Source organism: Elioraea thermophila (ex Habib et al. 2022) (assembly GCF_003336755.1).
Classification (GTDB): Bacteria; Pseudomonadota; Alphaproteobacteria; order Acetobacterales; family Acetobacteraceae; genus Elioraea; species Elioraea thermophila.
The window spans coordinates 49,116-74,665 of sequence record NZ_QMDI01000013.1 but is presented as its reverse complement, the minus strand read 5'-3'; the positions used below and the strand labels follow the sequence as shown (position 1 = coordinate 74,665).

At 71.2% G+C, this 25,550-nt stretch carries 28 protein-coding genes; 15 read left to right on the top strand and 13 right to left on the bottom strand.

The genetic code is table 11. From position 1 onward, the window contains the following. Positions 1–2: 2 nt before the first annotated feature. Entirely contained in the window at positions 3–1,478 is a 1,476-nt protein-coding gene (gatA, locus tag DWB05_RS13960; protein WP_114377826.1) for an Asp-tRNA(Asn)/Glu-tRNA(Gln) amidotransferase subunit GatA, read from the bottom strand. Next, positions 1,475–1,774 (bottom strand): Asp-tRNA(Asn)/Glu-tRNA(Gln) amidotransferase subunit GatC, encoded by a 300-nt coding sequence (gene gatC / locus DWB05_RS13955; RefSeq protein WP_114377825.1) that lies wholly within the window; start codon positions 1,772–1,774, stop codon positions 1,475–1,477. Before gatC ends, gatA begins: the two co-directional genes overlap by 4 nt. A gap of 150 nt (positions 1,775–1,924) precedes the next feature. On the opposite strand from gatC, the gene DWB05_RS13950 reads away from it, so the two are divergent. Next, a complete protein-coding gene (locus tag DWB05_RS13950) occupies positions 1,925–3,004 on the top strand; it encodes a hypothetical protein (RefSeq protein WP_114377824.1) in 1,080 nt (359 codons plus the stop codon). Between the two features lie 62 nt (positions 3,005–3,066). Here the strand turns inward: DWB05_RS13950 and DWB05_RS13945 are convergent, their stop codons facing one another. Continuing rightward, complete coding sequence (locus tag DWB05_RS13945) at positions 3,067–3,852, bottom strand: cyclic nucleotide-binding domain-containing protein (RefSeq protein WP_232818557.1); 786 nt, start codon at positions 3,850–3,852, stop codon at positions 3,067–3,069. Between the two features lie 98 nt (positions 3,853–3,950). Between DWB05_RS13945 and DWB05_RS13940 the strand changes: the two genes are divergently transcribed. Further along, positions 3,951–5,165, top strand: coding sequence for a class I SAM-dependent rRNA methyltransferase (locus DWB05_RS13940; RefSeq protein ID WP_114377823.1), 1,215 nt, complete (start codon positions 3,951–3,953; stop codon positions 5,163–5,165). 36 nt (positions 5,166–5,201) lie between these two features. On the opposite strand, the gene acnA is transcribed toward DWB05_RS13940, so the two are convergent. Then, positions 5,202–7,895 carry an aconitate hydratase AcnA gene (acnA, locus tag DWB05_RS13935; protein ID WP_114377822.1) on the bottom strand — a complete coding sequence of 898 codons (2,694 nt, stop codon included), beginning with the start codon at positions 7,893–7,895 and terminating at the stop codon, positions 5,202–5,204. A 113-nt stretch (positions 7,896–8,008) separates the two neighbouring features. Here acnA and ccmA point away from each other — a divergent pair, with 113 nt between their 5' ends. Next, positions 8,009–8,605 (top strand): heme ABC exporter ATP-binding protein CcmA, encoded by a 597-nt coding sequence (gene ccmA, locus DWB05_RS13930; RefSeq protein ID WP_114377821.1) that lies wholly within the window; start codon positions 8,009–8,011, stop codon positions 8,603–8,605. After that, positions 8,602–9,267: a heme exporter protein CcmB gene (gene ccmB, locus DWB05_RS13925; protein ID WP_114377820.1), complete on the top strand. Its 666-nt coding sequence runs from the start codon at positions 8,602–8,604 to the stop codon at positions 9,265–9,267. Before ccmA ends, ccmB begins: the two co-directional genes overlap by 4 nt. A gap of 1 nt (position 9,268) precedes the next feature. Here the strand turns inward: ccmB and DWB05_RS13920 are convergent, their stop codons facing one another. Genes DWB05_RS13920 through DWB05_RS13895 form a run of 6 tightly spaced genes read right to left on the bottom strand, consistent with a single transcriptional unit; the run spans position 9,269 to position 15,317 of the window. Further along, on the bottom strand, positions 9,269–10,255 hold the full coding sequence (locus DWB05_RS13920) for an NAD(P)H-dependent glycerol-3-phosphate dehydrogenase (protein WP_114377819.1): 987 nt from the start codon (positions 10,253–10,255) through the stop codon (positions 9,269–9,271). Beyond that, positions 10,252–11,052, bottom strand: a complete 801-nt coding sequence (rlmJ, locus tag DWB05_RS13915; protein WP_114377818.1) for a 23S rRNA (adenine(2030)-N(6))-methyltransferase RlmJ — start codon at positions 11,050–11,052, stop codon at positions 10,252–10,254. Before rlmJ ends, DWB05_RS13920 begins: the two co-directional genes overlap by 4 nt. Continuing rightward, complete coding sequence (locus DWB05_RS13910; RefSeq protein ID WP_114377817.1) at positions 11,049–11,744, bottom strand: GNAT family N-acetyltransferase; 696 nt, start codon at positions 11,742–11,744, stop codon at positions 11,049–11,051. The genes rlmJ and DWB05_RS13910 overlap by 4 nt, the downstream gene beginning before the upstream one ends. Next, positions 11,741–12,934, bottom strand: coding sequence for an amidohydrolase family protein (locus DWB05_RS13905; protein WP_114377816.1), 1,194 nt, complete (start codon positions 12,932–12,934; stop codon positions 11,741–11,743). Before DWB05_RS13905 ends, DWB05_RS13910 begins: the two co-directional genes overlap by 4 nt. 51 nt (positions 12,935–12,985) lie before the next feature. After that, a complete protein-coding gene (gene hemB / locus DWB05_RS13900) occupies positions 12,986–13,996 on the bottom strand; it encodes a porphobilinogen synthase (RefSeq protein WP_114377922.1) in 1,011 nt (336 codons plus the stop codon). Between the two features lie 7 nt (positions 13,997–14,003). Further along, positions 14,004–15,317 carry an O-acetylhomoserine aminocarboxypropyltransferase/cysteine synthase family protein gene (locus DWB05_RS13895; RefSeq protein ID WP_114377815.1) on the bottom strand — a complete coding sequence of 438 codons (1,314 nt, stop codon included), beginning with the start codon at positions 15,315–15,317 and terminating at the stop codon, positions 14,004–14,006. 110 nt (positions 15,318–15,427) lie between these two features. Between DWB05_RS13895 and DWB05_RS14935 the strand changes: the two genes are divergently transcribed. Further along, positions 15,428–15,586, top strand: a complete 159-nt coding sequence (locus tag DWB05_RS14935; protein WP_198669187.1) for a DUF6898 family protein — start codon at positions 15,428–15,430, stop codon at positions 15,584–15,586. A gap of 13 nt (positions 15,587–15,599) precedes the next feature. On the opposite strand, the gene DWB05_RS14930 is transcribed toward DWB05_RS14935, so the two are convergent. Genes DWB05_RS14930 through DWB05_RS13885 form a run of 3 tightly spaced genes read right to left on the bottom strand, consistent with a single transcriptional unit; the run spans position 15,600 to position 17,117 of the window. Continuing rightward, the gene (locus DWB05_RS14930) at positions 15,600–15,875 is read right to left on the bottom strand and encodes a hypothetical protein (protein WP_198669186.1); all 276 of its coding nucleotides are present in this window, start codon (positions 15,873–15,875) and stop codon (positions 15,600–15,602) included. Between the two features lie 51 nt (positions 15,876–15,926). Continuing rightward, on the bottom strand, positions 15,927–16,754 hold the full coding sequence (locus DWB05_RS13890) for a permease (protein ID WP_198669185.1): 828 nt from the start codon (positions 16,752–16,754) through the stop codon (positions 15,927–15,929). 36 nt (positions 16,755–16,790) lie between these two features. Further along, positions 16,791–17,117, bottom strand: coding sequence for an ArsR/SmtB family transcription factor (locus DWB05_RS13885; protein WP_114377814.1), 327 nt, complete (start codon positions 17,115–17,117; stop codon positions 16,791–16,793). Between the two features lie 158 nt (positions 17,118–17,275). On the opposite strand from DWB05_RS13885, the gene rpiB reads away from it, so the two are divergent. The 10 genes from rpiB to DWB05_RS13835 are packed head-to-tail and all read left to right on the top strand — an operon-like array spanning position 17,276 to position 25,539. Next, the gene (gene rpiB, locus DWB05_RS13880) at positions 17,276–17,743 is read left to right on the top strand and encodes a ribose 5-phosphate isomerase B (protein ID WP_114377813.1); all 468 of its coding nucleotides are present in this window, start codon (positions 17,276–17,278) and stop codon (positions 17,741–17,743) included. Continuing rightward, positions 17,740–19,041 carry a serine hydroxymethyltransferase gene (gene glyA, locus DWB05_RS13875; RefSeq protein WP_114377812.1) on the top strand — a complete coding sequence of 434 codons (1,302 nt, stop codon included), beginning with the start codon at positions 17,740–17,742 and terminating at the stop codon, positions 19,039–19,041. Before rpiB ends, glyA begins: the two co-directional genes overlap by 4 nt. A 10-nt stretch (positions 19,042–19,051) precedes the next feature. Continuing rightward, complete coding sequence (gene nrdR / locus DWB05_RS13870) at positions 19,052–19,513, top strand: transcriptional regulator NrdR (protein ID WP_114377811.1); 462 nt, start codon at positions 19,052–19,054, stop codon at positions 19,511–19,513. Beyond that, positions 19,503–20,639: a bifunctional diaminohydroxyphosphoribosylaminopyrimidine deaminase/5-amino-6-(5-phosphoribosylamino)uracil reductase RibD gene (ribD, locus tag DWB05_RS13865; RefSeq protein ID WP_408608499.1), complete on the top strand. Its 1,137-nt coding sequence runs from the start codon at positions 19,503–19,505 to the stop codon at positions 20,637–20,639. Before nrdR ends, ribD begins: the two co-directional genes overlap by 11 nt. Further along, positions 20,640–21,242 carry a riboflavin synthase gene (locus DWB05_RS13860; RefSeq protein WP_114377810.1) on the top strand — a complete coding sequence of 201 codons (603 nt, stop codon included), beginning with the start codon at positions 20,640–20,642 and terminating at the stop codon, positions 21,240–21,242. Then, the gene (gene ribB / locus DWB05_RS13855) at positions 21,239–22,369 is read left to right on the top strand and encodes a 3,4-dihydroxy-2-butanone-4-phosphate synthase (protein ID WP_114377809.1); all 1,131 of its coding nucleotides are present in this window, start codon (positions 21,239–21,241) and stop codon (positions 22,367–22,369) included. Before DWB05_RS13860 ends, ribB begins: the two co-directional genes overlap by 4 nt. Continuing rightward, a complete protein-coding gene (ribH, locus tag DWB05_RS13850) occupies positions 22,366–22,845 on the top strand; it encodes a 6,7-dimethyl-8-ribityllumazine synthase (RefSeq protein ID WP_114377808.1) in 480 nt (159 codons plus the stop codon). The genes ribB and ribH overlap by 4 nt, the downstream gene beginning before the upstream one ends. Next, a complete protein-coding gene (gene nusB / locus DWB05_RS13845; protein ID WP_114377807.1) occupies positions 22,845–23,366 on the top strand; it encodes a transcription antitermination factor NusB in 522 nt (173 codons plus the stop codon). The genes ribH and nusB overlap by 1 nt, the downstream gene beginning before the upstream one ends. Then, a complete protein-coding gene (gene thiL / locus DWB05_RS13840; RefSeq protein ID WP_114377806.1) occupies positions 23,363–24,346 on the top strand; it encodes a thiamine-phosphate kinase in 984 nt (327 codons plus the stop codon). The genes nusB and thiL overlap by 4 nt, the downstream gene beginning before the upstream one ends. Beyond that, complete coding sequence (locus tag DWB05_RS13835; RefSeq protein ID WP_114377805.1) at positions 24,343–25,539, top strand: MFS transporter; 1,197 nt, start codon at positions 24,343–24,345, stop codon at positions 25,537–25,539. The genes thiL and DWB05_RS13835 overlap by 4 nt, the downstream gene beginning before the upstream one ends. The last annotated feature ends 11 nt before the right edge of the window (positions 25,540–25,550 follow it).

The window sequence follows — 25,550 nt, the reverse complement described above, 5'->3', positions numbered from 1 at the left end:
CGTCACGCCCTCACCGCCGGCAGCGCATCGAAACCGGCCGCACGCTCGATCGCGCCCGCCACCGCGAACACCGTCTCCTCATCGAACGGCCGGCCGATCACCTGCAAGCCGAGGGGAAGGCCGCCCTCGTCGACCCCGGCCGGCACGCTGATTCCCGGCAGGCCGGCGAGATTGGCCGTCACCGTGAACACGTCGTTCAGGTACATCGTCACCGGGTCGTCCTGCTTCTCGCCGATGGCGAAGGCCGAGGTCGGCGTGGCGGGGGTGAGGATGGCGTCGACCTCCGCCCAGGCGGTCTCGAAATCGCGCGCGATCAGCGCCCGGACCTTCTGCGCTTTGAGGTAGTAGGCGTCGTAGTAGCCCGCGCTCAGCACGTAGGTGCCGATCAGGATCCGCCGCCGCACTTCGGCGCCGAAACCGGCGGCGCGCGTCGCGGCGTAGAGATCATCGAGATCGCCACCCGGATCGACCCGCATGCCGAACCTGACGCCATCGTAACGGGCGAGATTCGACGACGCCTCCGCCGGGGCGACGATGTAGTAGCAAGGGAGCGCGTATTTCGTGTGCGGCAGCGAGATCTCGCGGATCTCCGCCCCCGCCTCGCGCAGCCACGCCGCCCCCCGTTCCCAGAGCGAGACGATGTCCGCGCTCATCCCCGGCAGGCGATACTCCTTCGGCACGCCGATCCTCAGCCCCTTCACGCCGCGGCCGACCGCGGCCTCGAAATCCGGCACCGGCACATCGGCACTTGTGCTGTCCTTCGGATCGAAACCGGACATCGCGCGCAACAGGATCGCGGCGTCGCGCACCGTGCGCGCGATCGGCCCGGCCTGATCGAGCGAGGAGGCGAAGGCGACGATGCCCCAGCGCGAACAGCGCCCGTAGGTCGGCTTGATGCCGACCGTGCCGGTGAAGGCTGCGGGCTGGCGAATCGAACCCCCGGTGTCGGTTGCGGTCGCGCCGAGGCAGAGCCTGGCCGCCACCGCCGCCGCCGATCCGCCCGAGGATCCGCCCGGGACGAGATCGCGATTGTCGCCGCGACGGCGCCACGGGTTCACCACGTGGCCGAAGGCGGAGGTGGTGTTCGACGAGCCCATGGCGAACTCGTCGAGGTTGGTCTTGCCCAGGCACACCGCCCCCGCCTCCCACAGCTTGCGGGTGACCGTGCTCTCGTAAGGTGGGGTGAAACCGTCGAGGATCCGGCTCGCCGCGGTGGTCCTGATCCCCTCGGTGCAAAACAGGTCCTTGATGCCGAGCGGGATCCCCTCAAGGGGGCGCGCTTCGCCGCGGGCGAGACGATCATCCGCCCGCGCGGCATCGGCGAGAGCCCGCTCGGCGGTGACGGTGATGTAGGCGTTGAGCGAAGCGAGACGCTCGATCGCCGCGATGTGGGCTTCGGCGAGTTCGCGCGCCGACAGCGCGCGCCGGGCGAGCATCTCGCGCGCCTCGGCGATGGTGAGATCGGTCGGCTTGCTCATTCCACCACCTTCGGCACGGCGAAGAACGAGCCCATGGCGTTGTCCGCGCGGTCGGGCGCGTTGGCGAGGATTGCCTCGTGCTGGTCGCCCTCCGTCACCATGTCCTCGCGCAGGCGAAGCCGCATGCGCACCGCGCCGGTCAGCGGCTCCACCCCCTCTGTCGCCACCTCGTTCAGTTGCTCGATCCAGGCGAGGATGCCGTTGAGTTCGCCCTGCAGGCGGGCGACCTCCTGGTCGGTGACGGCGATGCGGGCGAGATCGGCGATTCGTCTGACGGTTGCGGCGTCGAGCGACACGATGACTGACCTTGTTCCGTTCGGCGGGGGCTCGATAGCACTCGGCGCGCCGGCGGGCCAGAACGGGCCCCGGGCCTTTCGCGGCTGCCGACCGCTCTGCTAGAGGAGGCGCGAGCGTCCTCCCTCCGCCCGGCGATCCCTGGGAAAATCGTGACCGTGCCTTCTGCCCGACTTCCGGCTCAGCCCGTCGCCCTGGCCCTCGTCGCCCTGCTCGCGGTCGCCTGTCAGAGCCGGGTGCCCGAGGAAGCGTCGCCGCGCTTCGAGCTTGGCGCGGCCTCGGAGGACTCCTCGATCCTCGGCGCCGGGCCGGCCAGGCTGGTGCCCACGGGCACGGTGGTCGATCAGCGCGTGCAGGGTCTCGCCTCCGAACTCTCCGGCTTGCGCAGTTCGGTGATGGCGAACGCCCAGGAGTTCCGCGCCGTGCGGGCCGCGATCGCCGACATCACCGGCCGCTATCAGACGCTCGTCGGCACGATGACCGCGCGGCTGCAGGTCGGCACCACGCCGGGCAATCCCGAGCTCATCGCGGCCTGGAACGAAGCGCAGGGGCTGCTCGGTGAGCTCGACCGCAACGTCGGGCGTCTTTCCGCCCTCTCCACCCGTGTGGCTGCCAATGCCGCGACCGCCAACTTCCTGCACAGCGCCATCCGCTCGGCCTATCGCCTGTCGGGCGGCGTGGATCAGGATCACCGCAATCTCGACCTGCTCGAGGACGACCTGAACCGAACCATCGTCACCATCGAGCGGCTTCTGAACGAGATCACCGACGACATCAGCCGCCAATCCGCCACCGTGGCCGCCGAGCGGCGCACGCTGGGCAGCCTGGGCTTGGCGATCAATTCGGGACGGATGTTCGGCGCTCCCCTCTCGGCCCGTGTCGCCACGGGGCCGCAGGCCGCACCACCCCGCCCCGTGCCGGCGGCGGCGCAGCGACGCCCGCTCGTCACCATCCGCTTCGACCGCCCCGAAGTCGCCTACCGGCAGCCGCTCTACGACGCCGTCTCCGCCGCGCTCGACCGCAACCCGGCCGTCCAGTTCGAGGTGCAGGGGGTGGCACCGGCGCGCGGCGAGCCCGCCGAACAGGCGCGGGCGGCGAACGAGGCACGCCGGCAGGCGGAGGGCGTGCTGCGCGCGCTGGTCGAGATGGGCATGCCGTCGGAGCGGCTGTCGCTGTCGGCGGCGACCGCGCGCGAGGCGACGGTCACCGAGGTGCGGGTGTTCGTGCGCTGAGCGCCCTGTCGGCGGCGCGCGCCGTCGCAGCGCACCGCGACCCTCGCCCCGTCCCGCGGGCGTCAGCCGGAACCGGCGGCGATCTCCTCCAACGCCGCGCGATCGCTCACCCGCACGTGGGTGGTGTCGTCGAGCGCGATCAGCCCGCGCCGCTTGAGAAGCGAGAAGGTGCGGCTCACCGTCTCGATGGTCAGCCCGAGATAGTCGGCGATGTCGCTGCGCGTCATCGGCAGCCGGATCGGCTCGAGCGGCTCGCCCCGCCGGACCTGGCCGTTGGCGAGCAGGAGCAGGAAGGAGACGACCTTCTCCTCCGCCGTCTTGCGCCCGAGCAGGACGAGTTGCTCCTGTGTCGCCGCCAGTTCCTCCATGGAGAGTTCGAGCAGCCGCTTGTCGATCCGCTTGAAGCTCTCGCGCAAGGCTTCCATGCGCTTGCGCGGGAAACGGCAGACTCGGGTGTCCTCCAGCGCCTCCGCCGTGTAGGTGTATTCGCGTCCTGCGGTCAGCCCGATGAAGTCGCCCGCGAAGCGGAAGCCGAGGATTTGCCGGCGGCCGTCGGCGAGCAGCTTGTACAGCTTCACCGCCCCGGAGGTGATGTTCATGACGGTCTCGGCCGGCTCGCCCTCCCGGAACAGCGTGGCGTGCGGGGCGAACCTCGCCTCCGTCATGATCTTGGTCAGCGCCAGCACCTCCTCCGGCTCGAGCGCGGCGCAAAAGTTGCGTTCACGCACGTCGCAGTGGGCGCAGGGGGCGGGCAGCGCGCCGAGACGCTGCGAGACGACGCGAAGGGGTTCGTGCTGAACCATGGCTGCGCTCAACTCCCCTTTGAGGCGATCCGCGATGTCGCTCACCTCGCCCGCTCGCTCGAGGGTTACCCGAGTTTTTCGGTCGGAAACAACGGGGGTTGACGGCCCGCCGCTCCCTGCAGGCCCGCCGGAGTTCGCCGCGAATGTCCGACAATCCCGATCATCCGACACGCCTTGATCGCCCTCTTCTTCGGCTTCTGCCCGGGCATGACCGACGGCTCCGCGCGGGTCATCCATGGGCGTTCTCGAACGAGCTCGAGTGGAGCCCGGGCTTGCGCGCGTTGCCTGCCGGCGGGCTCGTGCGCCTCGAGAGCGCCTCGGGACGTGCGTTCGGCACCTTCATGTTCAATCCCCATAGCCTCATCGCCGCCCGGCGTCTCTCCCCCGACCCGGAGGCGGTGATCGATTCCCGGTTCCTTGCCGCCCGTCTGACCGCCGCATCCTGCCTGCGCGCGCGGTTTTTCGCATCCCCCTGGTATCGGTTGTGCCACGCCGAGGCCGACGGCCTGCCGGGCCTCGTGATCGATCGCTACGGCGAGGTCTTCGTCGTCTCCGCCGGCGCGGCCGGGGCGGCGCGGCTGGAGGCGGAGCTCCTGGATGCGCTCGACGATCTCTTCGCCCCACTCGCCGTGGTCGCGCGCGACGAAGGACCAGCGCGCGCCCTCGAGGGTCTGCCGGAGCGCGCGGCCGTCCTCGCCGGCCGCCTGCCGCAGCGGCTCGAGCTGGAGGAGGGCGGCGTCGTCTTTCCGATCGACGTGCTGAAGGGGCAGAAGACCGGCTGGTTCTACGACCAGCGGTTCAACCGCGACGCCGTCGCAGCCCTCGCCGCAGGGGCGCGCGTGCTCGATCTTTACTGCCACACCGGCGCCTTCGGGCTGCGCTGCGCCGCCGCCGGGGCGGCACGCGTATCGCTCGCCGACCGCTCGGAACCGGCCTTGGCAATCGCGGCCGAGACGGCGCGGACGAACGGGCTTGCCGAGCGGGTCGAGATCGTGCGGGCGGAGGCCTTCGGCCTGCTCGAGCACCTTGCCGCCGAAGGCGCCCGCTTCGACCTCGTGATCGCCGACCCGCCGGCCTTCGCGAAGTCACGCAAGGACCACGGCCCGGCGCTGAAGGGCTACGAGAAGCTCGCGCGCCTCGCCGCTTCGGTGGTCGCGCCGGGCGGCTTCCTGTTCCTCGCCTCCTGCAGCCACCACGTCTCGGCGGAGGAGTTCGCTGCCTGCGCAGCCAAGGGCCTCGCAAAGGCTGAACGGGAAGGGCGCATCCTGCGCGCTGCCGGGGCAGGGCCCGACCACCCCGTACACCCGCAACTGCCCGAGAGCGCTTACCTCAAGAGCCTCCTCTTGCAGCTCGACTGACCGCCGCCTCCGCCTTCGCCCCGGCGGCGGAGCGGCTCAGGCCGCCTTCGCCATGCCGCGCAACACGTAGGGCAGGATGCCGCCGTGGCGGAAATACTCAACCTCATCGGCGGTATCGACGCGACAGAGCACCGGCACGCGATCGACGCGCCCGTCGGCACGTCGGATGACGAGCTCGAGCTCCATCCGCGGGCGGAGATCGGCAACCCCCAGCACGTCGAAGGTCTCGTCGCCGACGAGGCCGAGCGTCTTGCGGTCCGTCCCCTCGCGGAAGACGAGCGGCAGCACCCCCATGCCGACCAGGTTGGAGCGATGGATGCGCTCGAAGCTTTCGGCGATCACCGCGCGCACGCCAAGGAGCCGCGTGCCCTTCGCCGCCCAGTCGCGCGAGGAGCCGGTGCCGTACTCCTTGCCGGCGACGACCACGAGCGGCACGCCCTCCGCCGCGTAGCGCATGGCGGCGTCGTAGATCGTCATCACCTCGCCCGAGGGCTGATGCCGCGTCACCCCGCCTTCCACGCCCGGCACCATCTCGTTGCGCAGCCGGATGTTGGCGAAGGTGCCGCGCATCATCACCTCGTGGTTGCCGCGGCGCGCGCCGTAGCTGTTGAAGTCCTCCGGCCGCACCTGGCGTTCGAGCAGGTACTGGCCGGCGGGCGAGGTCTTCCTGATCGACCCCGCCGGGCTGATGTGGTCGGTGGTGATGGAGTCACCGAGGAGCGCCAAGAGCCGCGCGCCGACGATGTCGGCGATCGGCGCCGGGGTCGGCGTGATGCCCTCGAAGTAGGGTGGGTTCTTCACGTAGGTCGACGCGTCGTTCCAGCGATAGGTCTCGCCGCCTTCGACCGCGATCGCCTGCCACTCGGGCGGGCCCTTGAAGACGTCGGCGTAACGGGTACGGAACATCTCCCGCGTGACGTTACCCTCGACGACGCGCGCGATCTCGGCGTTCGACGGCCAGATCTCACGCAGGAAGACCGGCTTGCCGTCCGGGTCGTGGCCGATCGGGTCGGCGGCGAGATCGACCCGCATCGAGCCCGCCAGCGCATAGGCGACGACGAGGGGCGGGGAGGCGAGGTAGTTCGCCCGCACGTTGGGGTGCACCCGACCCTCGAAGTTGCGGTTGCCCGACAGCACGGCGGCGACGACGAGCTTGTTGCCTTCGATCGCCTCGACGATGCGCTCATCGAGCGGGCCCGAGTTGCCGATGCAGGTGGTGCAGCCATAGCCGACGAGGTTGAACCCGAGCGCGTCGAGATCGGCCTGCAGCCCGGACTTCTCCAGATACTCCGTCACCACCTGCGACCCTGGCGCCAGCGAGGTCTTCACCCATGGCCTGGTGGTGAGCCCGCGCCGGCGGGCGTTGCGGGCGAGCAGCCCGGCCGCGATCATCACCGAGGGGTTGGAGGTGTTGGTGCAGGAGGTTATGGCGGCGATCACCACGTCGCCGTGGCCGAGCTCGTAGTTCGTGCCTTCGACGGGCACGCGCTTCGTCGCCTCTTGCGGCGACACCCCGAGGCTCTTCGTCAGCTCCTCCTCGAAGGCGCGCGCGACGTTCACCAGCGGCACGCGGTCTTGCGGCCGCTTCGGGCCGGCGAGCGAGGGCTGCACGGTGGAGAGATCGAGCTCGAGCACGTCCGAGAAGCGCGGCTCGGGCGTGGTCGCATCGCGGAACAGGCCTTGCGCGCGCGCGTAGGCCTCGACGAGGCGGATCCGGTGCGCATCGCGCCCCGTCAGTTCGAGGTAGCGCAAGGTCGCGGCATCAATGGGGAAGAAGCCGCAGGTCGCGCCGTACTCGGGGGCCATGTTGGCGATGGTGGCACGATCGGCGAGCGGAAGGTCGTCAAGCCCCGGCCCGAAGAACTCGACGAATTTCCCCACCACCCCCTTCTTGCGCAGCATCTGGGTGACGGTGAGCACGAGGTCGGTCGCCGTCGCTCCGTCGGGCAGCCTGCCCGTCAGGCGGAACCCGACCACGTCGGGGATGAGCATCGCGATCGGCTGGCCGAGCATCGCGGCCTCGGCCTCGATGCCGCCCACCCCCCAGCCGAGCACGCCGAGCCCGTTCACCATCGTGGTGTGGCTGTCCGTGCCGTAGCAGGTGTCGGGGTAGGCGTAGGTCGTGCCGTCCACCTCGTCGGTCCAGACCACCTGGGCGAGATACTCGACGTTGACCTGGTGACAGATGCCGGTGCCCGGTGGGACGACGCGGAAACGGTTGAAGCTCTCCTGCCCCCACCGGAGGAAGGTGTAACGTTCGCGGTTGCGCGCGAACTCGACCTCCACGTTGCGACGAAAGGCGTCGGGGCGGCCGAAGTGATCGACCATCACGGAGTGATCGATGACGAGGTCGACCGGCACCAGCGGGTTGACCTTCTGCGGATCGCCCCCGAGGCGGATCATGCCGTCGCGCATGGCGGCGAGGTCGACCACCGCCGGCACGCCGGTGAAGTCCTGCATCAGGATGCGCGCGGGGCGGAACGGCACCTCGCGTTCGGAGTGACCGGCCTCCAGCCAAGCGGCGATCGCGCGCGCATCCTCCACCGTGTAGCTCCGCCCGTCCTCGAAGCGCAGCACGTTCTCGAGCAGGATCTTCAGGCTCATCGGCAGGCGGGAGAGATCCACGCCGAGGGCGCGCCCCGCCTCCGGCAGCGAGAAATACACGTATTCCTTGCCGTCCACCGCGAGCCGGCGGCGGGTGTTCAGGCTGTCCTGCCCGATCATGCGCATGGCGGTCGCTCTCCTTTCGCCCCAGATGGCACACAGCGCCTGGGCGTGTTGGCGGAAGGGCTCGTTACACCATAGGGTGCGACCCGTCCATCGAGCGGGAGTCGGGGGCAGCGGTGTTGGAGGCGCGGGACTTGGCCGGCGAGCGCGGGGGGCGGCTGGTGTTCGCCGGCGTTTCGTTTTGCCTTGCGCGCGGCGAGGCGCTGGTGCTGCTCGGCGCGAACGGGGCGGGCAAGACCTCGCTCCTGCGCGTGCTCGCCGGTCTCGGTCGTGTCGCCGACGGAACGCTCGCCTGGGAGGGCGAAAACGTCCGCGAAGATCCGCTCGCCCATGCCGCCCGCGTCGCTCTCCTCGGTCATCTCGATGCGCTGAAGCCGCAACTGACCGTGTTCGAGACCCTCCATCATGAGGCGCGCCTTCGCGGCGGGTCGGCGGAGGAGGCGATCGTGGCGGTCGGGCTCGAGCCGCTCGCCGAGGCGCCGGTGCGAATCCTTTCGGCGGGGCAACGACGCCGCGTGGCTCTCGCGCGCCTGCTGCTCGGCGACCGTCCGCTCTGGCTGCTCGATGAGCCGACGGTGGCGTTGGACGCCGCCGGGGTTGCGACCTTGGGGCGTCTCGTTGCGGCGCACCGCGCGCGCGGCGGCATCGTGGTCGCCTCGTCGCATCTCGATCTGCCGATCGCCGATGCCCGCACGCTGAGGCTCGCGGCGTGAAGGCCTGGTTCGGTCTGGTGGCGCGCGACCTTGCGCTTGCGCGCCGCAATGCCGGCGACACGCTCGCCGCCGTCGCCTTCTTCCTGCTCGCCTGCGGGCTCTTTCCGTTCGGGGTGGGGCCGGACCCGATGGTGCTGGCGCGGATCGCGGCGGGCGTGGTGTGGGTCGCCGCCCTGCTTGCCGCGCTGTTGCCGCTCGATCGCCTGGTCGGTGCCGATTACGAGGACGGAACGCTCGATCAGCTGCTCGTCTCGGGGCTGCATCCGGCGGCGATCGCGGCGGCGAAGGGGGCCGTGCACTGGCTTGCCACCGGCGTGCCGCTGCTGCTTGCCGCCCCGTTCGGGGGCGTGATGCTGGCGCTGCCGCTGCGCGCCATCCCCGCGCTGGTTGCCGCCCTCGCGCTTGGCACGGCGGTGCTCTCCCTGCTCGGCATCGCGGGGGCCGCGCTCACGCTCGGTGCGCGTCGCGGCGGCGTGCTGCTTCCCCTGCTGGTCCTGCCGCTGACGATCCCGGTGCTGATCTTCGGGGCGGCGGCGGTGGAGGCCGCTTCGGTGGGTCTTCCCGTCTCCCCCCATCTCGCCATGCTCGGCGCCCTGCTCGCCGCCGCCCTGCCGCTGGCGCCGCTCGCCGCCGGCGTGGCGCTGCGTTCGGCGGCGGAATAACTCACTCGTCCCGCGGCGGGCGGCCAAGAAGGCGCTCGGCCAGGTCCGACGGGGAGGCGCGGCCGGCCAGCAGGTCGGCCACCGCCTCCGCGATCGGCAGTTCGATACCCCGCATGCGCGCGCGGGCGACCAGGGCGGGTGCAGTCGCGACCCCCTCCGTCACCCCGCGGCGGGCGGCGAGGATCGCGTCCAGCGGCTCGCCCCGCCCGAGGGCGACGCCGAGGCTGTGGTTGCGGCTTGCCGCCCCGGTGCAGGTGAGGATCAAATCGCCGAGCCCGGCGAGCCCCGACGCCGTCTCAGCCCGCCCGCCCTCCGCGAGGATCAGCCGCGCGAGTTCGGCAAGCCCCCTGGTGATCAGCGCCGCCCGGGCGTTCTCGCCGAAACCCCCACCTTCGACCACGCCGGCGGCGATCGCGATCACGTTCTTCGCCGCTCCCCCGAGTTGCGCGCCGATCACGTCGGGCGAGCCGTACAGGCGAATGCGGTCGATGGCGAGACGCTGGCGGAGGTCGGCCCGCACGGCTTCGTCCGGACACGCGAGGACGAGGGCGGCGGGCAGGCCCCGCGCCACCTCGTGCGCGAAGGAAGGACCCGTCAGCACGGCAAGGGGTGCTCCCGGCAACACCGCGTCGAGGATTTCGCTCGGCAGCCGGAGCGTGCCGGCCTCGATGCCCTTGGCGCAGATCACCACCGGCATGCCGGAGGGCCAAAGGGCGGCGAAACGCTCCGCCACCGCCCGCAGATGCTGCGTGGGGATGACAACGAGCACCGCCTCCGCACCGGCGATCGCCTCGGCCGGATCGGCCGTCACCACGACGGCCTCAGGCAGGGAGATCCCCGGCAGGTAGCGCTCGTTGCGTCGCGCGCTGGCGATCGCCTTTGCTCGCGTGGGGTCGCGGGCCCAGAGCGTCACACGGTTCCGTTCCGCCAGCCGAACGGCGAGCGCAGTGCCCCACGCACCGGCACCGAGCACGGTGAGCCGGCTCATGCCGCGGCGAGGTGGACCGCCGCCCCCGCCTCGTCGGCGAGGCGGCCGCGCAGCGCCTCAACGATCGCCTGCGCTTCCTCGGCGTAGCCCCAGGGCGCGTTGACGACGATTAGCCCCGACCCGTTCAGGCGCGTCGGATCGAGCGGCGGGCGCAGGTAGAGCGCGGCATCGACCAGCTTGGGCAGGCCGGCGAGCGAGTCGCGCAAGGCCCGCACCGGCGCCAGATGCTTGACCGGATACCAAGCGGCGAGGACGAAGGTGGGGGCGAGGCGATGGGCCTCCCGCAAGGCAGCAGCGAGGCGCGCGTGCTCGCCTTCCGCTTCATAGGGCGGGTCGAACAGGACGAGGCCGCGCCGATAGCCCGCCGGCGGAACGATCCCCTTCAGCGCCCACGCGTCGCCCTGACGAAGCACGATGCGGGCATCTCCCTCCGCCCAGGCGCGCAGGGCGGCGAACTCCTCGGGTTGCTTCTCGTTCAGCACGAGGCGATCGGTCGGGCGAAGAAGAGCCTGCGCAAGGGCGGGGCTGCCGGGATAGAGGCCGAGTGCCTGCACGAGCCCGACATAGCGGGCGAGCGGTGCGGGCGGCTGGTCGAGCAGGCGGCCGATTCCGTCGCGCCACTCGCCGGTGCGGCTCGCCTCCGGGCCGCCGAGGTCGTAGCGGCCGCGACCCGCGTGCAGATCGACCACCGCGAGCGGCGCGTCCTTGCGCAGGAGCCGATCGAGCAAGGCGACGAGGAGGGCGTGCTTGAGGCAGTCGCCGTGGTTGCCGGCGTGGAAGGCGTGGCGATAGTTCATCGCGCGCGGGCGAGCTCCGCCCTGATGGCGGCCAGTGACCGCTTCCGCTGCCCGTCCTCGTCGAAATTGGCGTCATCGAGCCAGGCGGCGAGGGCATCGCGCACCAGCAGCCATTCGGCATCGATGATCGAATACCACGCCGTGTCGCGCGATCGTCCCTTCACGATGCGGTGGTTGCGGTGGATGCCCTCGAAGGTGAAGCCGAGGCGTTCGGCGGCGCGGCGCGAGGCGGCATTCAGCGCGTCGCACTTCCAGGTCAGGCGGCGGTAGCCGAGGTCATCCAGCGCGTGGCGCATCAGGATGGCGATCGCCTCCGTCGCCGCACGGCTGCGGGCGAGGACAGGCGGAAACCAGATGTGGCCGATCTCGATGTCGGCATCGTCGGGCCGCATCTCCATGAAGGAGATCCAGCCCGCGGCACCGCCCCTCGCCGTGGGCAGGACGGCGAAGAACAGGGGATCGTGCCGGGCGGCGAGGCGGGCGAGGTGCCTGCGCAGGGCGGTCTCGCTCTCGAAAGGGCCGTAGGAGAGGTATGTCCAGCTCGCCTCGGCTCCCGCCGCCGCCAGCCAGAGGTCGGCGGCATGGCTCGGCCCGAGCGGCTCGAGGCGCACGCTGCGTCCCGCGTGCGCGATGCGGGCGGGCAATGGCCGCGGCGTGTCGTCGACCGCGGGGCCGAGGGGAAGCGCGGTCACACCACGCGCTCGGGCATCCGTTCCGCCGGTGGGGTGTTGCGGCTTCGCGTCACCCGGATCACGCCGTCCGTGATGACCATGCCGATCCCCGGCAGGTCGCCGACCGAGAGCGCCTCGAGCACATTGGTGCTGTCCGAGCCCTGCGGACGGTCGCAGAGCACGAGGTCGGCAGGGCGGCCGACGGCGAGCACGCCCTGCTCAAGCCTACGCACGCGCGCGACGTTGCCGGTTGCCCAGCAGATCGCGCGTTCCGGCGCCGCACCCCCGACCGAACAGAGCAGCGAGATGGTGCGCAGCATGCCCAGGGGTTGGACGCCCGAGCCGGCCGGCGCATCGGTGCCCAAGGTGAGCTGCGCCTCCTTGCCCAGTTCGAGCATGGTGCGCATGGCGAACAGGGCGACGCGCGGGTTGCCGTTGTGGATGATCTCCACCGCGCGTGTGGTTTCCTCGCAGATGCGCCGGATCTGGCGCTGATCGAGCGCGGTGGGGCCGCCGTTGATGTGCGAACAGACATCCGAATCGGCCGCCAGCACCACGTCGGCGCCGATGTAGGAGGAGCCCGGCACGGACGGCCCGCCGACATGGGTGACGGTGGAAAGCCCGTGCCGTCGCGCCATCGCCACCATCTCGCGCGCCTCCTCGGCCTGCGTGACCGAGCCGAGGCCGATCTCGCCCATCAGTTTCACCCCTGCCGCCGCCATCTCGGCGAAATCAGGCTCGGTGAGGCCGCGTTCGGGGATCACCGCGCCCGCGAGCACGCGTACGCCGTTCGGCATGATGTCGCCGAAGGACTTGCGGGCGACGATGGCCAAGGCCTTCGCGCCGACGGGGTCGCGCGGCCGGCCCGGCAGGTGCACTTCGCCGGCGGAGATCATGCTGGTCACGCCGCCATGCAGGCAGGACTCGATCCAGCCCAGCTGGTTCTGCCGCGGCGTCCAGTCGCCGAACACGGTGTGCACGTGGTTGTCGATCAAGCCCGGAATGGCCGCGCAGCCCTTGGCGTCGATCACCACGCGCGCGCCGTCCGTGTCGCAGTCGGCCTGCCGCCCGATGGCGACGATCCGGCCGCCTTCGGCGACGATGGTGTCGGCGTCCAGCAAGGGTTGGTCGAGGTCGCCGGAGACGACCAGACCGAGGTTGCGGATGACGAGTTTGCCGACCTGCTTCTCAGCACCAGCTGCGATCGCCATGCGAACCGATCCCTCCTCAACCGAACCGTTCGAGCGGAAGTGGGAACGCCCTCAGCGCTCGCCGCGCAACAGCTTCGCCGCGAAGGGCGCGAAGTAGGTGAGGATGCCGTCCGCCCCCGCGCGCTTGAAGGCGAGGAGGGACTCCATCATCGCCCGTTCGCGATCGAGCCAGCCCCGCTCCGCCGCCGCCGCGATCATCGCGTACTCGCCCGAGACCTGGTAGGCGAAGGTCGGCATGCCGAAGCCGTCCTTCACGCGGCGGACGATGTCGAGATAGGGCAGGCCGGGCTTCACCATCACCATGTCCGCCCCTTCCGCGATGTCCATTGCCACTTCGCGCAGCGCCTCATCCGTGTTGGCCGGGTCCATCTGGTAGGTCTTCTTGTCGCCCTTCAGCGCCGTGGCGGATCCGACCGCGTCGCGGAACGGACCGTAGAAGGCCGAGGCGTATTTCGCCGCGTAGGACATGATGCGGGTGTGGATCAATCCGGCCTGGTCGAGCGCGGCCCGGATCGCGCCGACGCGGCCGTCCATCATGTCGGACGGCGCGATGACGTCGATCCCGGCTTCGGCCTGGACCACCGCCTGGCGGCAGAGGATCGCCACCGTCTCGTCATTCGCCACGTAGCCGTCGCGGATCACCCCGTCGTGGCCGTGGCTGGTGTAGGGGTCGAGGGCGACATCGCCGATCAGCCCGATCGCGTCGCCCACCGCCGACTTGATCGCGCGCGCCGCCCGGCACATCAGGTTCTGCGGGTTGGTCGCCTCCGTTCCCTCCTCGTCCTTGAGTTCGGGCGGGGTGACGGGGAACAGCGCGATCGCGGGTATGCCCAGGCGCGCCGCCTCCTCCGCCGCGCGCACCGCGCGATCGATGGAGAGCCGTTCCACCCCCGGCATGGATGAGACGGGTTCGGACGAATCCACCCCCTCCTTGACGAAGATCGGCCAGATCAGGTCGTCGACGGTGAGGACGTGTTCGGCGACGAGACGGCGCGTCCAGCCGTCGCGGCGGTTGCGTCGCGCGCGGGTGGCGGGGAAGCGGCCTGCGAAGCGGTGCGGCACGCTCACCTCACTCCGCGGCCTTGGCGATGCCGCCCGTGGCGGCGGCGAGCGCCTGATCGATGTCGGCGATGATGTCGTCCACGTGCTCGATGCCGATGGAGAGGCGCACGTAGCCGGGCGTCACGCCCGATGCCGCCTGCTCGTCGGCATCGAGCTGGCTGTGCGTGGTGGAGGCGGGGTGGATGGCGAGGCTGCGCGCATCGCCGATGTTGGCGACGTGATAGAGGAGCTTGAGGTTGTCGATGAAGCGACGCCCGGCCTCGACTCCGCCCGCGAGTTCGAAGCCGATCAGCGAGCCGTAGCCGCCCTTGAGGTAAGCATCGGCCCGGCGCCTCTGTTCGCCCGCGAACAGCGAGGGGTGGATGACGCGCGTCACCGCCTTGTGGGATGCGAGATACTGCGCGACCTTCAGTGTGTTCTCGCAATGGCGCTGCATGCGCAGAGGCAGCGTCTCCAACCCCTGCAGGAACAGGAAGGCGTTGAACGGGCTCATCGCCGCGCCGAGGTCGCGCAAGAGCGTGACGCGCATGCGGATGATGTAGGCGATGGGGCCGAGCGGCTTCACCGCCTGGGTCCAGATCGCGCCGTGGTAGGAGGGGTCGGGTTCGTTCAGCAGCGGGAAGCGCTTGGCGTTCGCCTCCCAGTCGAAATTGCCGCCATCGACCACGATGCCGCCGATCGAGGTGCCGTGCCCGCCGATCCATTTCGTGGTCGAGTGCATCACCACCGCCGCCCCGTGTTCGAGCGGGCGGCAGATCACTGGTGCTGCGGTGTTGTCCATGATCAGCGGCACGCCGAGCTTGCGCCCGATCTCGGCCACCTCGCGGATGGGGAAGACGTGCAGCTTCGGGTTGGGCAGCGTCTCGGCGTAGTAGGCGCGGGTGCGATCGTCCGTCGCGGCGGCGAAGTTCGAGGGCTCCTGCGGATCGACGAAGCGCACCTCGATGCCGAGCTGCTTGAAGGTGTTGGCGAACAGGTTCCAGGTGCCGCCGTAGAGGTCGGTGGAGGAGACGATGTTGTCGCCGGCCTGGGCGAGGTTGAGGATGGCAAAGGTGGTGGCCGCCTGGCCGGAAGAGAGGGCGAGGGCGGCGACCCCGCCTTCGAGGGCGGCGACGCGCTTCTCCAGCACGTCGACGGTCGGGTTCATGATGCGGGTGTAGATGTTGCCGAGCTCCTTCAGCGCGAACAGGTTGGCCGCGTGCTCGGTGCTGTCGAATTGGTAAGAGGTGGTCTGGTAGATCGGCACGGCGACGGCGCCGGTTGCGGGGTCGCGCCGGTAGCCTGCGTGCAGGACGAGGGTTTCGGGACGATGCGTGGTCATCGGCGGCGCCTCCCCGGTGGATATTCGGTGTGACCGGCGGCGACGATAGGCGAGCCCCGTCCCGCGTGCCAGACGGGGCGTGCGGGCGGCCGTGGGGGACCGGCGGCGAGGTGCTGTTCGAGCATCGTCGCCTCGGTGCCTGGTTGCGCGTGGCGGCGGTCGACCCCTGCACCGGCGAGGAGGCGGTGGCGACGGGTCCGGCGGATTCGCCGGCGATGGTGGAGCGTTTGGCGGCAGCGAAACTCGCGCGGCGATTGAGGCGAGACTGACACCGTGAGCGGGCTAAGGGCCGGGTGGGGGCGAGCGTAGGGGCGTCGGGTACGAGCACGCGTTTTCAGGGCGGAGCCGGCAAGCCCACCACCTCACGATTCGGCCGAGGCAACCCCCGCAGCAGAGCACCGCAGCGAAGGCGTGGGCGGCGAGGGTCGAGCCGAGGCCGGCGAAGGCGAGGTAGGCGGCGAAGACGCGCGGGCGAACGAGAGCCCACACCGCGACGGCCGCCGGCAGCGACGTCGCGCCGCCCGCCAGCAGGAAGGCGAGGCCGACGGCAGGGCTCATGCCGAGCTCGATCAGACCGCTGACGAGGGGGATGGCGGCTAAACCGTTCAATCAGGCGGGAACGCCGAGCGCCACGGCAAGCGGGATGGCGAAGGTATTGCCCTCCCCGAGGTGGCGCGCCACGGCATCGGCCGGCAGGAAGGTCAGCATCAGGCTTTCGAGCAGGAGTGCGAGGGCGAGGATGCGGACGAGGAACCACGCCTCACGCCCGCCTCGCTCCGGCTCCTGCCAAAAGCGCCAGACCGGCGGCAGCGGGTTCAGTGCGCGCTTCTTCGCGCAACAGGTCGGCCGGGCGATGGACGGGCGGAGTACTTCGGTGAAGCCACCGGCGCAGGCGATCGCAAGCGTTCCGAAGCCGCCCAGAAGGCCGATGCCGATGGCAGCCAGCGTCTTGGCGATCGTGAAGTCGGCACCAATGGCCCCGACCAAGAGGAAAAACTGGTTCGGGTCCATCAACGGGCTCGCAAGCCAAAACGCCATCACCGGCGCAAGCGGCACGCCTGCGCCGAGAAGGCCCGCGATCAGCGGCACCACGCCACAGGAACAGAAAGGCGACAGGGCGCCGAACATCGCAGCAGCGAGGATCGCGACCGATTCCCGTCCCTGCAGCACGCGCGAGACCTGCTGGTCGGCTCCCGTCGCTTTTGCCCCCGCGGCGAGCAGAACGGACAGGGCGAGGAACGGCGCAATCGCGGCCAGGGCGCACACGGCGAACATGAAGCTCGCCCAAGCCTGGGTGGGATCGACGATGAGAAGGGCGAGGAGGATCGCCCCGATTGCGGCCACCACGCGGTCTGCGCGGCCAAGCCTCGTGGTGAAGACGTGGCGCCAGGGCGCGCGAGGGGAGGGGGCACCCGGGGTCAGGGCCTCGGTGATCATCGCGCGCCTCCGCAGCTGGGGAAGCGCGGGGAGGGCTCAGGCGGCATCGCGGGTGGAGGCATCCGTGGCTGACGCCGCGCCGTCGCAGCGGCATTCCGCCTTCAGGAACGCGGCCACCTGGTCGAGAGCGGCGAAACAGGGGCGGCAGAGCACCGTGCGCCCTTCCCGCGTCTGCGCAATGAGGCCGACCGAAACGAGACCGCGCAGGTGGAAGGCAAGCGTGGACGGCGGCAGGGCGAGCCGCTCGCCGATCTCGCCGACGGTCAGCCCTTCCGGCGCGGCACGGACCAGCAGCCGCAGGATCTCGAGCCGCGAGCGGTTGCCGAGTTGGGCGAGCACCGCGGCCGCCTCGTCGAGCGTCATGTCTTCAGCTTAGCCGCGCGCCTGCGGCCAAACAACTGGTTTTCTGGTTTTGTCGAAGCGACACACCCCTGCCACCCCTTGTGGCGACGGTTTCGACCCTGCCCCGCCCGTGGTAACAGACAGCCGGCGCTCCACTGACGCGGCGCAAGGACACCCGAATGACGGACACCGAAGCCAAATCCGCCGTCGCCATCGGCGCAGACCACGCGGGTTACCCCCTGAAGGCGACCCTCGCCGCGGCGCTGGCCGAGTGGGGCCACCCGGTGATCGACTGCGGCACCGACGGCACCGCCTCCGTCGACTATCCGGATTTCGCGCATGCCGTCTGCCGCGCCGTGCTCGAGGGCAGGGCGCGCTTCGGCGTGCTCGTCTGCGGCACGGGCATCGGAATGTCGATGACGGCGAACCGCCATCCGGGCATCCGCTGCGCCCTGATCCACGACGTCACGGGGGCACGCCTCACCCGCGCCCACAACGACGCCAACGTCATCGCCTTCGGCGCCCGCACCACGGGGGTCGAGCCGGCGCTGGATGCGCTGAAGACCTTCCTTGCCACGCCCTTCGAGGGTGGGCGGCACGAGCGTCGTGTCGCCAAGATCGAACTGACCGGAGACCCCGTGCGATGAACGTCGCCGCCGCTGCCCTCAGCCCCGCCCGCTTCTTCACCGCCCCCTTGGCCGAGGTCGACCCGGCGGTCGCGGCGGCGATCGCGGGCGAACTCGCCCGCCAGCAGGACGGGATCGAGCTCATCGCCTCCGAGAACCTCGTCTCCCGCGCCGTGCTCGAGGCACAAGGCTCGGTGATGACCAACAAGTATGCCGAAGGCTACCCGGGCCGGCGCTACTACGGCGGCTGCGGAGAGGTGGACAAGGTCGAGGCGCTCGCCATCGACCGCGCCAAGGCGCTGTTCGGCTGCGCCTTCGCCAACGTCCAGCCGCACTCGGGGGCGCAGGCGAACCAGGCGGTGATGCTCGCCCTGCTGCAACCCGGCGACGTCATCCTCGGCCAGGACCTTGCCGCGGGCGGGCACCTCACGCACGGTGCCCCGGTCAATCTTTCCGGCAAGTGGTTCAAGGCCGTCACCTACGGCGTGCGGCGGGATGATCATCGTGTGGACATGGACGAGGTGCGCGACCTCGCCCGCCAGCACCGGCCGAAGATGATCATCGCCGGCGGCAGCGCCATCCCGCGCGCGCTCGATTTCAAGGCCTTCCGGGAGATCGCCGACGAGGTCGGCGCCTGGCTCATGGCCGACGTCGCCCACTTCGCCGGGCTGATCGCGGCCGGGCTCTACCCTTCGCCCTTTCCGCACGCCCACGTGGTCACCACGACCACGCACAAGACGCTGCGCGGGCCCCGCGGCGGCATGATCCTCTCGAACGACGCCGAGCTCGGCAAACGGATCAACTCCGCCGTCTTCCCCGGCCTGCAGGGGGGGCCGCTGATGCACGTCATCGCCGCCAAGGCGGTGGCGTTCGGCGAGGCGCTGACCCCCGAGTTCCGCGCCTACCAGAAGCGGGTGATCGACAACGCGCGCGCGATGGCGGAGGAACTCCTCGCCCAGGGCTTCGGGCTCGTCGCGGGCGGCACCGACTGCCACCTCGTGCTGGTCGATCTCCGGCCCAAGAACCTGACCGGCAAGGCGGCCGAGGCCTCGCTCGAGCGCGCCCACATCACCTGCAACAAGAACGCGATCCCGTTCGACCCGCAGAAGCCGATGGTCACCTCGGGCATCCGCCTCGGCTCTCCGGCCGCCACCACGCGCGGTTTCGGAGTGGAGGAGTTCCGCGAGGTCGCGCGCATGATCGGCGAGGTGCTGGAGGGGCTCGCGCGCTCCAACGACGGCACGAACGAAGCAGCCGAGCGCCGCGTGGCCGAGCGGGTGAAGGCGCTCTGCGCCCGCTTCCCCGTCTATCGCGCCTGAGGGAGGCCTGATGCGCTGTCCGTTCTGCGGACACGAGGACACCCAGGTGAAGGACAGCCGCCCCACCGAGGACGGGGCAGCGATCCGCCGTCGCCGCTTCTGCCCCTCCTGCGGCCAGCGCTTCACCACGGTCGAGCGCACCGTCCTGCGCGAACTCACCGTGATCAAGTCGGACGGGCGGCGGGTGCCGTTCGATCGCGAAAAGCTCGCCCGTTCCATCCGCATCGCGCTGCGCAAGCGCCCCGTCACCGACGAGCAGATCGAGCGCATCGTCAACGGCATCCAGCGCCAGCTCGAGACCTCCGGCGAGAGCGAGATTCCCTCCAAGATGATCGGCGAGATGGTGATGGAGGTGCTGAAGGACCTCGACCCGGTGGGCTACGTGCGCTTCGCCTCCGTCTACCGCGACTTCCGCGAGGCGAAGGACTTCGAGCGCTTCGTCGGCACGCTCGGCAACGGGCGTGGAAGCTGACGCCGCACCGGCGGCGGGGGCGGACGACCTCGCCTTCATGCGCGCGGCCCTTGCCCTCGCCCGGCGGGGGTTGGGCAACGTCGCGCCCAACCCGGCGGTGGGCTGCCTCATCGTGCGCGATCGTCGCATCGTCGGCCGCGGCTGGACCCAGCCTGGAGGGCGTCCGCATGCGGAGACGGAGGCGCTGCGGCGCGCCGGGGAAGCCGCGCGCGGGGCGACCGCTTACGTCACCCTCGAGCCCTGCTGCCATTGGGGCAGGACGCCGCCCTGCACGGACGCGATGATCGCCGCCGGATTGGCCCGTGCCGTGATCGCCGCCCGCGACCCGGACCCGCGGGTGAACGGGGAGGGCATCGCTCGGCTGCGCGACGCCGGGATCGCGGTGACGGAGGGCGTGCTCGAGGCCGAGGCGGCCGCGCTCAACGCCGGGTTCATCCTGCGCGTCCGCGCCGGCCGCCCGCTCGTCACCCTGAAGCTCGCCACCACCCTCGATGGGCGAATCGCCACCGCCGGCGGAGAAAGCCGCTGGATCACCGGCGAGGCGGCGCGGCGGCTCGCGCACGGCCTGCGGGCGCGGCATGACGCGATCCTGATCGGCTCCGGCACCGCGCTCGCCGACGACCCCGAGCTCACCGTCCGCGTCCCGGGCCTGGTGCCGCGCGGCCACCCTGGGCCCGTGCGCATCGTCGCCGACGGACGGGCGAGGCTGCCGCTCACCGCCCGCCTGGTCGCCACCGCCCGCGCCGTCCCCACCTGGGTGCTGACCACGCCGGGGGCGGATCGGCACCGGGTCGCCGCCCTGGCCGATTGCGGGGTGACGGTGATCGCCGTTCCGCCCGATCCGAACGGGCAGCCGGAGCCGCTCGCCGCCTTGCGCGCTCTCGCCCAGCGCGGCATCACCCGCGTGCTGGTCGAGGGTGGGTCCCGGCTCGCCGCCTCGCTCCTGCGTGCAGGCCTCGTCGATCGCCTCGCCTGGTTCCATGCCCCCTCCGTGCTGGGGGGCGATGCGACCCCTGCCATCGGCGCGCTCTCCCTTCCGCATCTGTCCGCCATGCCGACATGGCGGGTGGTGGAGGAGGAGCGGGTGGGCCCGGATCGGCTGCTCGTCCTCGGTACGGAGGCTTAGATGTTCACCGGCATCGTGACCGATCTCGGCGAGGTGCGGGCGATCGAACCGGCGGGCGAAGCGCGGGACCTCAAGCTCGTCATCGCCACCGGCTGGAACACGGACAAAATCCCCCTCGGTGCCTCCGTCGCCTGCAACGGCTGCTGCCTGACGGTGGTGGAGAAGGGGCCGGGCACGCTCGCCTTCACCGCCTCGGCCGAGACGCTGGACAAGACCACCATCGGGCGCTGGCGGCCGGGCACTCCCGTGAACCTGGAGCGTGCGCTCAGGGTGGGCGACGAGTTGGGCGGCCATCTCGTCACCGGCCACATCGACGGGGTGGGGCGCGTCGCCGCCGCCAGCCCCGAGGGCGGAAGCCTTCGCCTCACCATTCGCCCACCCCCGCACCTGATGCCTTATCTCGCGCCGAAGGGATCGGTCGCCGTGGATGGGGTCAGCCTCACGGTGAACGACGTTGACGCCGATGCCTTCGGGGTCAACATCATCCCGCACACCGCCGAGGTCACCACCCTCGGCCGGCTCAAGCCCGGAGATCCCGTGAACATCGAGGTCGATCTCGTCGCGCGTTACCTCGCGCGCCTCCTTGAAGCGAGGGGGCGATGAGCGCGCCGGCGCGCGATGTCGGCCTTACCTCGGCGCTTGCCAGCGCGGAGGAGATCATCGCCGAGGCGAAGGCCGGGCGGATGGTCGTGCTTGTCGACGACGAGGATCGCGAGAACGAGGGCGATCTCGTCATTCCCGCCCAGTTCGCCGACGCATCCGCGATCAATTTCATGGCGAAGTACGGCCGCGGCCTGATCTGCCTCGCACTCACCCGCGAGCGCGTCGAACGTCTGGGCCTGCCCTTGATGGCGCAGTCGAACGCCTCGCGACACCAGACGGCCTTCACCGTCTCGATCGAGGCGCGCGAGGGCATCACCACCGGCATCTCGGCGGCGGACCGCGCGCGCACGATCGCGGTCGCGATCGATCCGACCAAGGGCCCGGCCGACATCTGCACGCCTGGCCACGTCTTTCCGCTGATGGCGCGCGAGGGTGGTGTGCTCGTGCGCGCGGGCCACACCGAGGCGGCGGTGGACATCGCCCGCCTCGCCGGGCTCACCCCGGCCGGCGTGATCTGCGAGATCATGAACGACGACGGCACGATGGCGCGCCTGCCCGACCTCGTCGCCTTCGCGCAACGGCATGGGCTGAAGATCGGCACCATCGCCGACCTGATCGCCTATCGCCGCCGCACGGAGAAGCTCGTCGAACGCCGCGCCGAGACGATGATCGACAGCATCCATGGCGGTGCGTTCCGCGCCATCGTCTACGTCAACACGGTCGAATACGCCGAGCATGTCGCGCTGGTGAAGGGCGACCTCTCCGCTGCGGGGCCCGTGCTCGTGCGCATGCACGCGCTCAATGTGTTGACCGACGTGCTGGGCGATCGCGGCGGGTCCGATCTCGCGCCCGCCATGCGGCTGATCGCGCGCGAGGGCCGCGGCGTGGTGGTGCTGATCCGCGAACCGCGCGCCACTGCCCTCTCCGAACGCATCCTCGGTGCCGCCTCGGGGCGCAAGCCGCAGCTGCGCGACTACGGCGTCGGTGCGCAGATCCTGCGCGATCTCGGCGTGCGCGAAATGATCCTGCTCACCAACAATCCGCGTCCCATCATCGGTCTCGAGGGGCATGGCTTGACCGTGGTCGCGCATCGGCCCATTCCCCGCGCGGAGGACGGAGCGCGATGACGGCAGGAGAGGGGGATGCACCGGCGGCGAAACCGCCGCATGTGCTGATCGTCGAGGCGCCCTACTACGCCGAGGTGGCGGCGGGGCTGCTCGCCGGCGCCCGGCGCATTCTCGACGATGCGGGGGCGACGCACGAGCTCGTGCAGGTCGCCGGTGCCTTCGAACTCCCCGGGGCGATCCGGATGGCGATCCGCGCCATGGCGAGGGCGGGCGGGCCGCATTGGGACGGGTTTCTGGCGCTCGGCTGCGTGGTGCGCGGCGAGACCGACCATTACGACCACATCGCCCGCGAGGCGGCGCGCGGACTGATGGACCTCTCCGTGCAGTTCGGCGTTCCGGTCGCCTTCGGCGTGCTCACCGTGCACGACGAGGCGCAGGCGCTCGCCCGCGCGCGCGACGATGAGACGAACAAGGGAGCGGAAGCGGCGCGGGCTTTGCTCGCGCAGATTGCGCTCGCGCGGCGTTGGGGGCTCTGATGGCGAGGCCGCGCAGCCAGGGCGGGCGCGGCCGGCCGCGCACCGCCGCCCGTCTCGCCGCCGTGCAGGCCCTCTACCAGGCCGAGCAGGCCGGAGTGAGCCCGGAGACGGTGCTCGACGAATTCGTCCGCCACCGCGTCGTCGCCGACGGCCCGGCCGATTTCGCCGAAGCCGCACTGGAGGAAGGGCGGATCCCGGGCGCCGACGTGCCATTGCTCGCCGCCATCGTGCGTGGGTGGGCGCGCAACGCCGAGGTGCTCGATCGCGCCATCGCCGCCACGCTCGCGGAGGACTGGCCGATGGAGCGGCTCGACCCCGTGTTGCGCGCCGTGCTGCGCGCGGCGGCCGGCGAGTTGTTCGACGCCACCGGCGCGCCCGCCAAGGTGATCATCAACGAGTATCTCGACATCGCGCACGGTTTCTTCTCCGGCGATGAGCCGCGCTTCGCCAACGGCGTGCTCGATCGCCTCGCCCGCACCTTGCGGGCGGCCGAATTCGCCGCCGCCCCCGCCTCGCAATGAGCCTCGCCCGCGAGTTTGCGCTGATCGCCCGGCACTTCCGCCCGCTCGCCGCCGCCGTGCCGGGGGCGCTCTCGCTCACCGACGACGCCGCCCTGCTCGATCCGCCGGAGGGCCGCACCCTCGTGCTTGCCGCCGACGCCATGGTGGAGGGCGTGCACTTCCTGCCCGACGACCCGCCGGAGACGATCGGGCGCAAGCTCCTGCGCGTGAACCTTTCCGACCTCGCCGCGATGGGCGCGGCCCCGCTCGGCTACCTGCTCACCACCGCCCTGCCGCAGTCGGTCGACGAGGCCTGGCTTGCGGCCTTCGCGCGCGGCCTCGCCGCCGACCAGAAGGTGTTCGAGTGCGGGCTGTTCGGCGGCGATACGGTCGCGACACCGGGCCCACTCACCCTCTCCCTCACCATCCTCGGCTCGGTCGGCCCAAGCCGGGCGCTGACGCGGGCGGGCGGGCGCGTCGGCGACGAGGTTTGGGTCAGCGGCACCATCGGCGACGGCGCGCTCGGCCTGCTCGCCCTCAGCGGTCGCCTGCCCGACCTCGCCGAGGCCGACCGCGAATTCCTCGCCGAACGCTACCGACTGCCGCGGCCGCGGGTGATCCTCGGCCAGAGGCTCGCCGGGATCGCCACCGCTTGCCTCGACGTCTCGGACGGGCTGGTGCAGGACCTCGGCCATCTCGCGCGCGCCTCCGGCTGTGCGGCCGAGATCGAGGCCGCCGCCCTGCCGCTCTCCTCCTCCGCCGCGGCCGTACTCGCGCGCGACCCGGCCCTGCTCGCCACCTGCCTCGCCGGCGGGGACGACTACGAGCTCGTCTTCTCCGCCCCGGCGGACGCGGCCGAGCGGGTGGAGAAGGCCGGCTTGATCGCGGGCGTGCCGGTGACGCGGATCGGGCGACTGGTCGCGGGTGAGGGGGTGCGCGTTCTCGCGCCGGACGGGGGCGTGATCCCGCTCGAGCGTGCAGGGTGGAGCCATTTCGCATGACGTCGCTCGCGCGCGAGCCGAAACGCACCGTCGCCTTGCTCTTCTGCGCCCAGGCGCTCGCCCAGGCGGCGCAGAGCGGGCAGGTCGCGATGGCGGCGCTGATCGGCTATGCGCTCGCCGAGGCCAAGGTGCTCGCCACCCTGCCGCTCGCGGTGCAGATGCTGGCCACCATGGCGGTGTCGATCCCTGGCGCGGTGATCTTCGCCCGGCTTGGCCGCCATGCCGGCTTCCTGATGGGGGCGGCGTCGTACCTGGTGGCGACGGCGATCTTCTTCGCCGCCCTCTGGATCGGCTCGTTCCGCCTGTTCCTGGTAGGCTGCGTGTTCTCGGGTGCGGCCTTCGGCATCGCGCAGTACTATCGCTTCGCCGCCGCCGAGGTGGCGGATGCTGCTTATCGGCCGAAGGCGATCAGCACCGTGATGGCGGGCGGTGTCATCGGCGCCTTCCTCGGCCCGGCGGTGGTGAAGGTGACGAAGGACTGGTTCACCCCGGTCCTGTTCGCGGGCTCCTACCTCGCCTTTGCCGCCCTGCCGTTCGCCACCGCCGCCCTCGTGTCCGCCATGCGTCTGCCGCCGCCACCCGACCCGCGCGGCACGGCCAAGGTGCCCTTGGGCCCGATCCTGCGCCGGCCGCGCTTCATCGTCGCCGTGCTGTCCGCCGTGGTGGGGTGGGACACGATGAACATCCTGATGGCGGCCACCCCGCTCGAGATGATGCTGTGCGGCTTCTCGGTGAGCGACTCCTCGACCGTGATTCAGTGGCACGCGGCGGCGATGTTCGCGCCCTCCTTCGTCACCGGCCATCTGATCGCGCGCTTCGGCGTGCTGCGCGTCATCGCCGCCGGGGCGGCACTGACGGCGGCCTGCGCGGCGGTGGCGCTGTCGGGCCAGAGCTTCGCGCATTTCTGGGTCGCCCTCGTCGCCCTCGGGGTGGGCTGGAACTTCATGTTCGTCGGCGGCACGGCGCTGCTCACTTCCTCCTACCGGCCGGAGGAGCGCTCGAAGGCCCAGGCCGCGAACGACGTGATCGTCTTTGGCTCGGTGGCCGTCACCTCGGTGCTGTCGGGGGCGCTGCACCACTGGCTCGGCTGGCAGGCGCTGAACCTGCTGGTCTTTCCCGCCCTGGTGGTGGCCGTGGTCGGTCTCGTTCGCCTCGCCCGCATCGAGGCGGCACCGGTGCCGCGCGCGGCCTGAACCTCGCGCGC

Excerpts from the sequence above, each read along its gene's own strand:
- DWB05_RS13890 (WP_198669185.1), bottom strand. The coding sequence starts at position 16,754 with ATGATCACCGAGGCCCTGACCCCGGGTGCCCCCTCCCCTCGCGCGCCC.
- DWB05_RS13920 (WP_114377819.1), bottom strand. The coding sequence starts at position 10,255 with ATGAGCCGGCTCACCGTGCTCGGTGCCGGTGCGTGGGGCACTGCGCTC.
- thiL (WP_114377806.1), top strand. The coding sequence starts at position 23,363 with ATGAGCCTCGCCCGCGAGTTTGCGCTGATCGCCCGGCACTTCCGCCCG.
- DWB05_RS13885 (WP_114377814.1), bottom strand. The coding sequence starts at position 17,117 with ATGACGCTCGACGAGGCGGCCGCGGTGCTCGCCCAACTCGGCAACCGC.
- DWB05_RS13895 (WP_114377815.1), bottom strand. The coding sequence starts at position 15,317 with ATGACCACGCATCGTCCCGAAACCCTCGTCCTGCACGCAGGCTACCGG.
- rpiB (WP_114377813.1), top strand. The coding sequence starts at position 17,276 with ATGACGGACACCGAAGCCAAATCCGCCGTCGCCATCGGCGCAGACCAC.
- ribB (WP_114377809.1), top strand. The coding sequence starts at position 21,239 with ATGAGCGCGCCGGCGCGCGATGTCGGCCTTACCTCGGCGCTTGCCAGC.
- gatA (WP_114377826.1), bottom strand. The coding sequence starts at position 1,478 with ATGAGCAAGCCGACCGATCTCACCATCGCCGAGGCGCGCGAGATGCTC.
- DWB05_RS13905 (WP_114377816.1), bottom strand. The coding sequence starts at position 12,934 with ATGGCGATCGCAGCTGGTGCTGAGAAGCAGGTCGGCAAACTCGTCATC.
- DWB05_RS13835 (WP_114377805.1), top strand. The coding sequence starts at position 24,343 with ATGACGTCGCTCGCGCGCGAGCCGAAACGCACCGTCGCCTTGCTCTTC.
- nusB (WP_114377807.1), top strand. The coding sequence starts at position 22,845 with ATGGCGAGGCCGCGCAGCCAGGGCGGGCGCGGCCGGCCGCGCACCGCC.
- acnA (WP_114377822.1), bottom strand. The coding sequence starts at position 7,895 with ATGCGCATGATCGGGCAGGACAGCCTGAACACCCGCCGCCGGCTCGCG.
- DWB05_RS13940 (WP_114377823.1), top strand. The coding sequence starts at position 3,951 with ATGTCCGACAATCCCGATCATCCGACACGCCTTGATCGCCCTCTTCTT.
- DWB05_RS14930 (WP_198669186.1), bottom strand. The coding sequence starts at position 15,875 with ATGAGCCCTGCCGTCGGCCTCGCCTTCCTGCTGGCGGGCGGCGCGACG.
- rlmJ (WP_114377818.1), bottom strand. The coding sequence starts at position 11,052 with ATGAACTATCGCCACGCCTTCCACGCCGGCAACCACGGCGACTGCCTC.
- DWB05_RS13860 (WP_114377810.1), top strand. The coding sequence starts at position 20,640 with ATGTTCACCGGCATCGTGACCGATCTCGGCGAGGTGCGGGCGATCGAA.
- ribH (WP_114377808.1), top strand. The coding sequence starts at position 22,366 with ATGACGGCAGGAGAGGGGGATGCACCGGCGGCGAAACCGCCGCATGTG.
- glyA (WP_114377812.1), top strand. The coding sequence starts at position 17,740 with ATGAACGTCGCCGCCGCTGCCCTCAGCCCCGCCCGCTTCTTCACCGCC.
- nrdR (WP_114377811.1), top strand. The coding sequence starts at position 19,052 with ATGCGCTGTCCGTTCTGCGGACACGAGGACACCCAGGTGAAGGACAGC.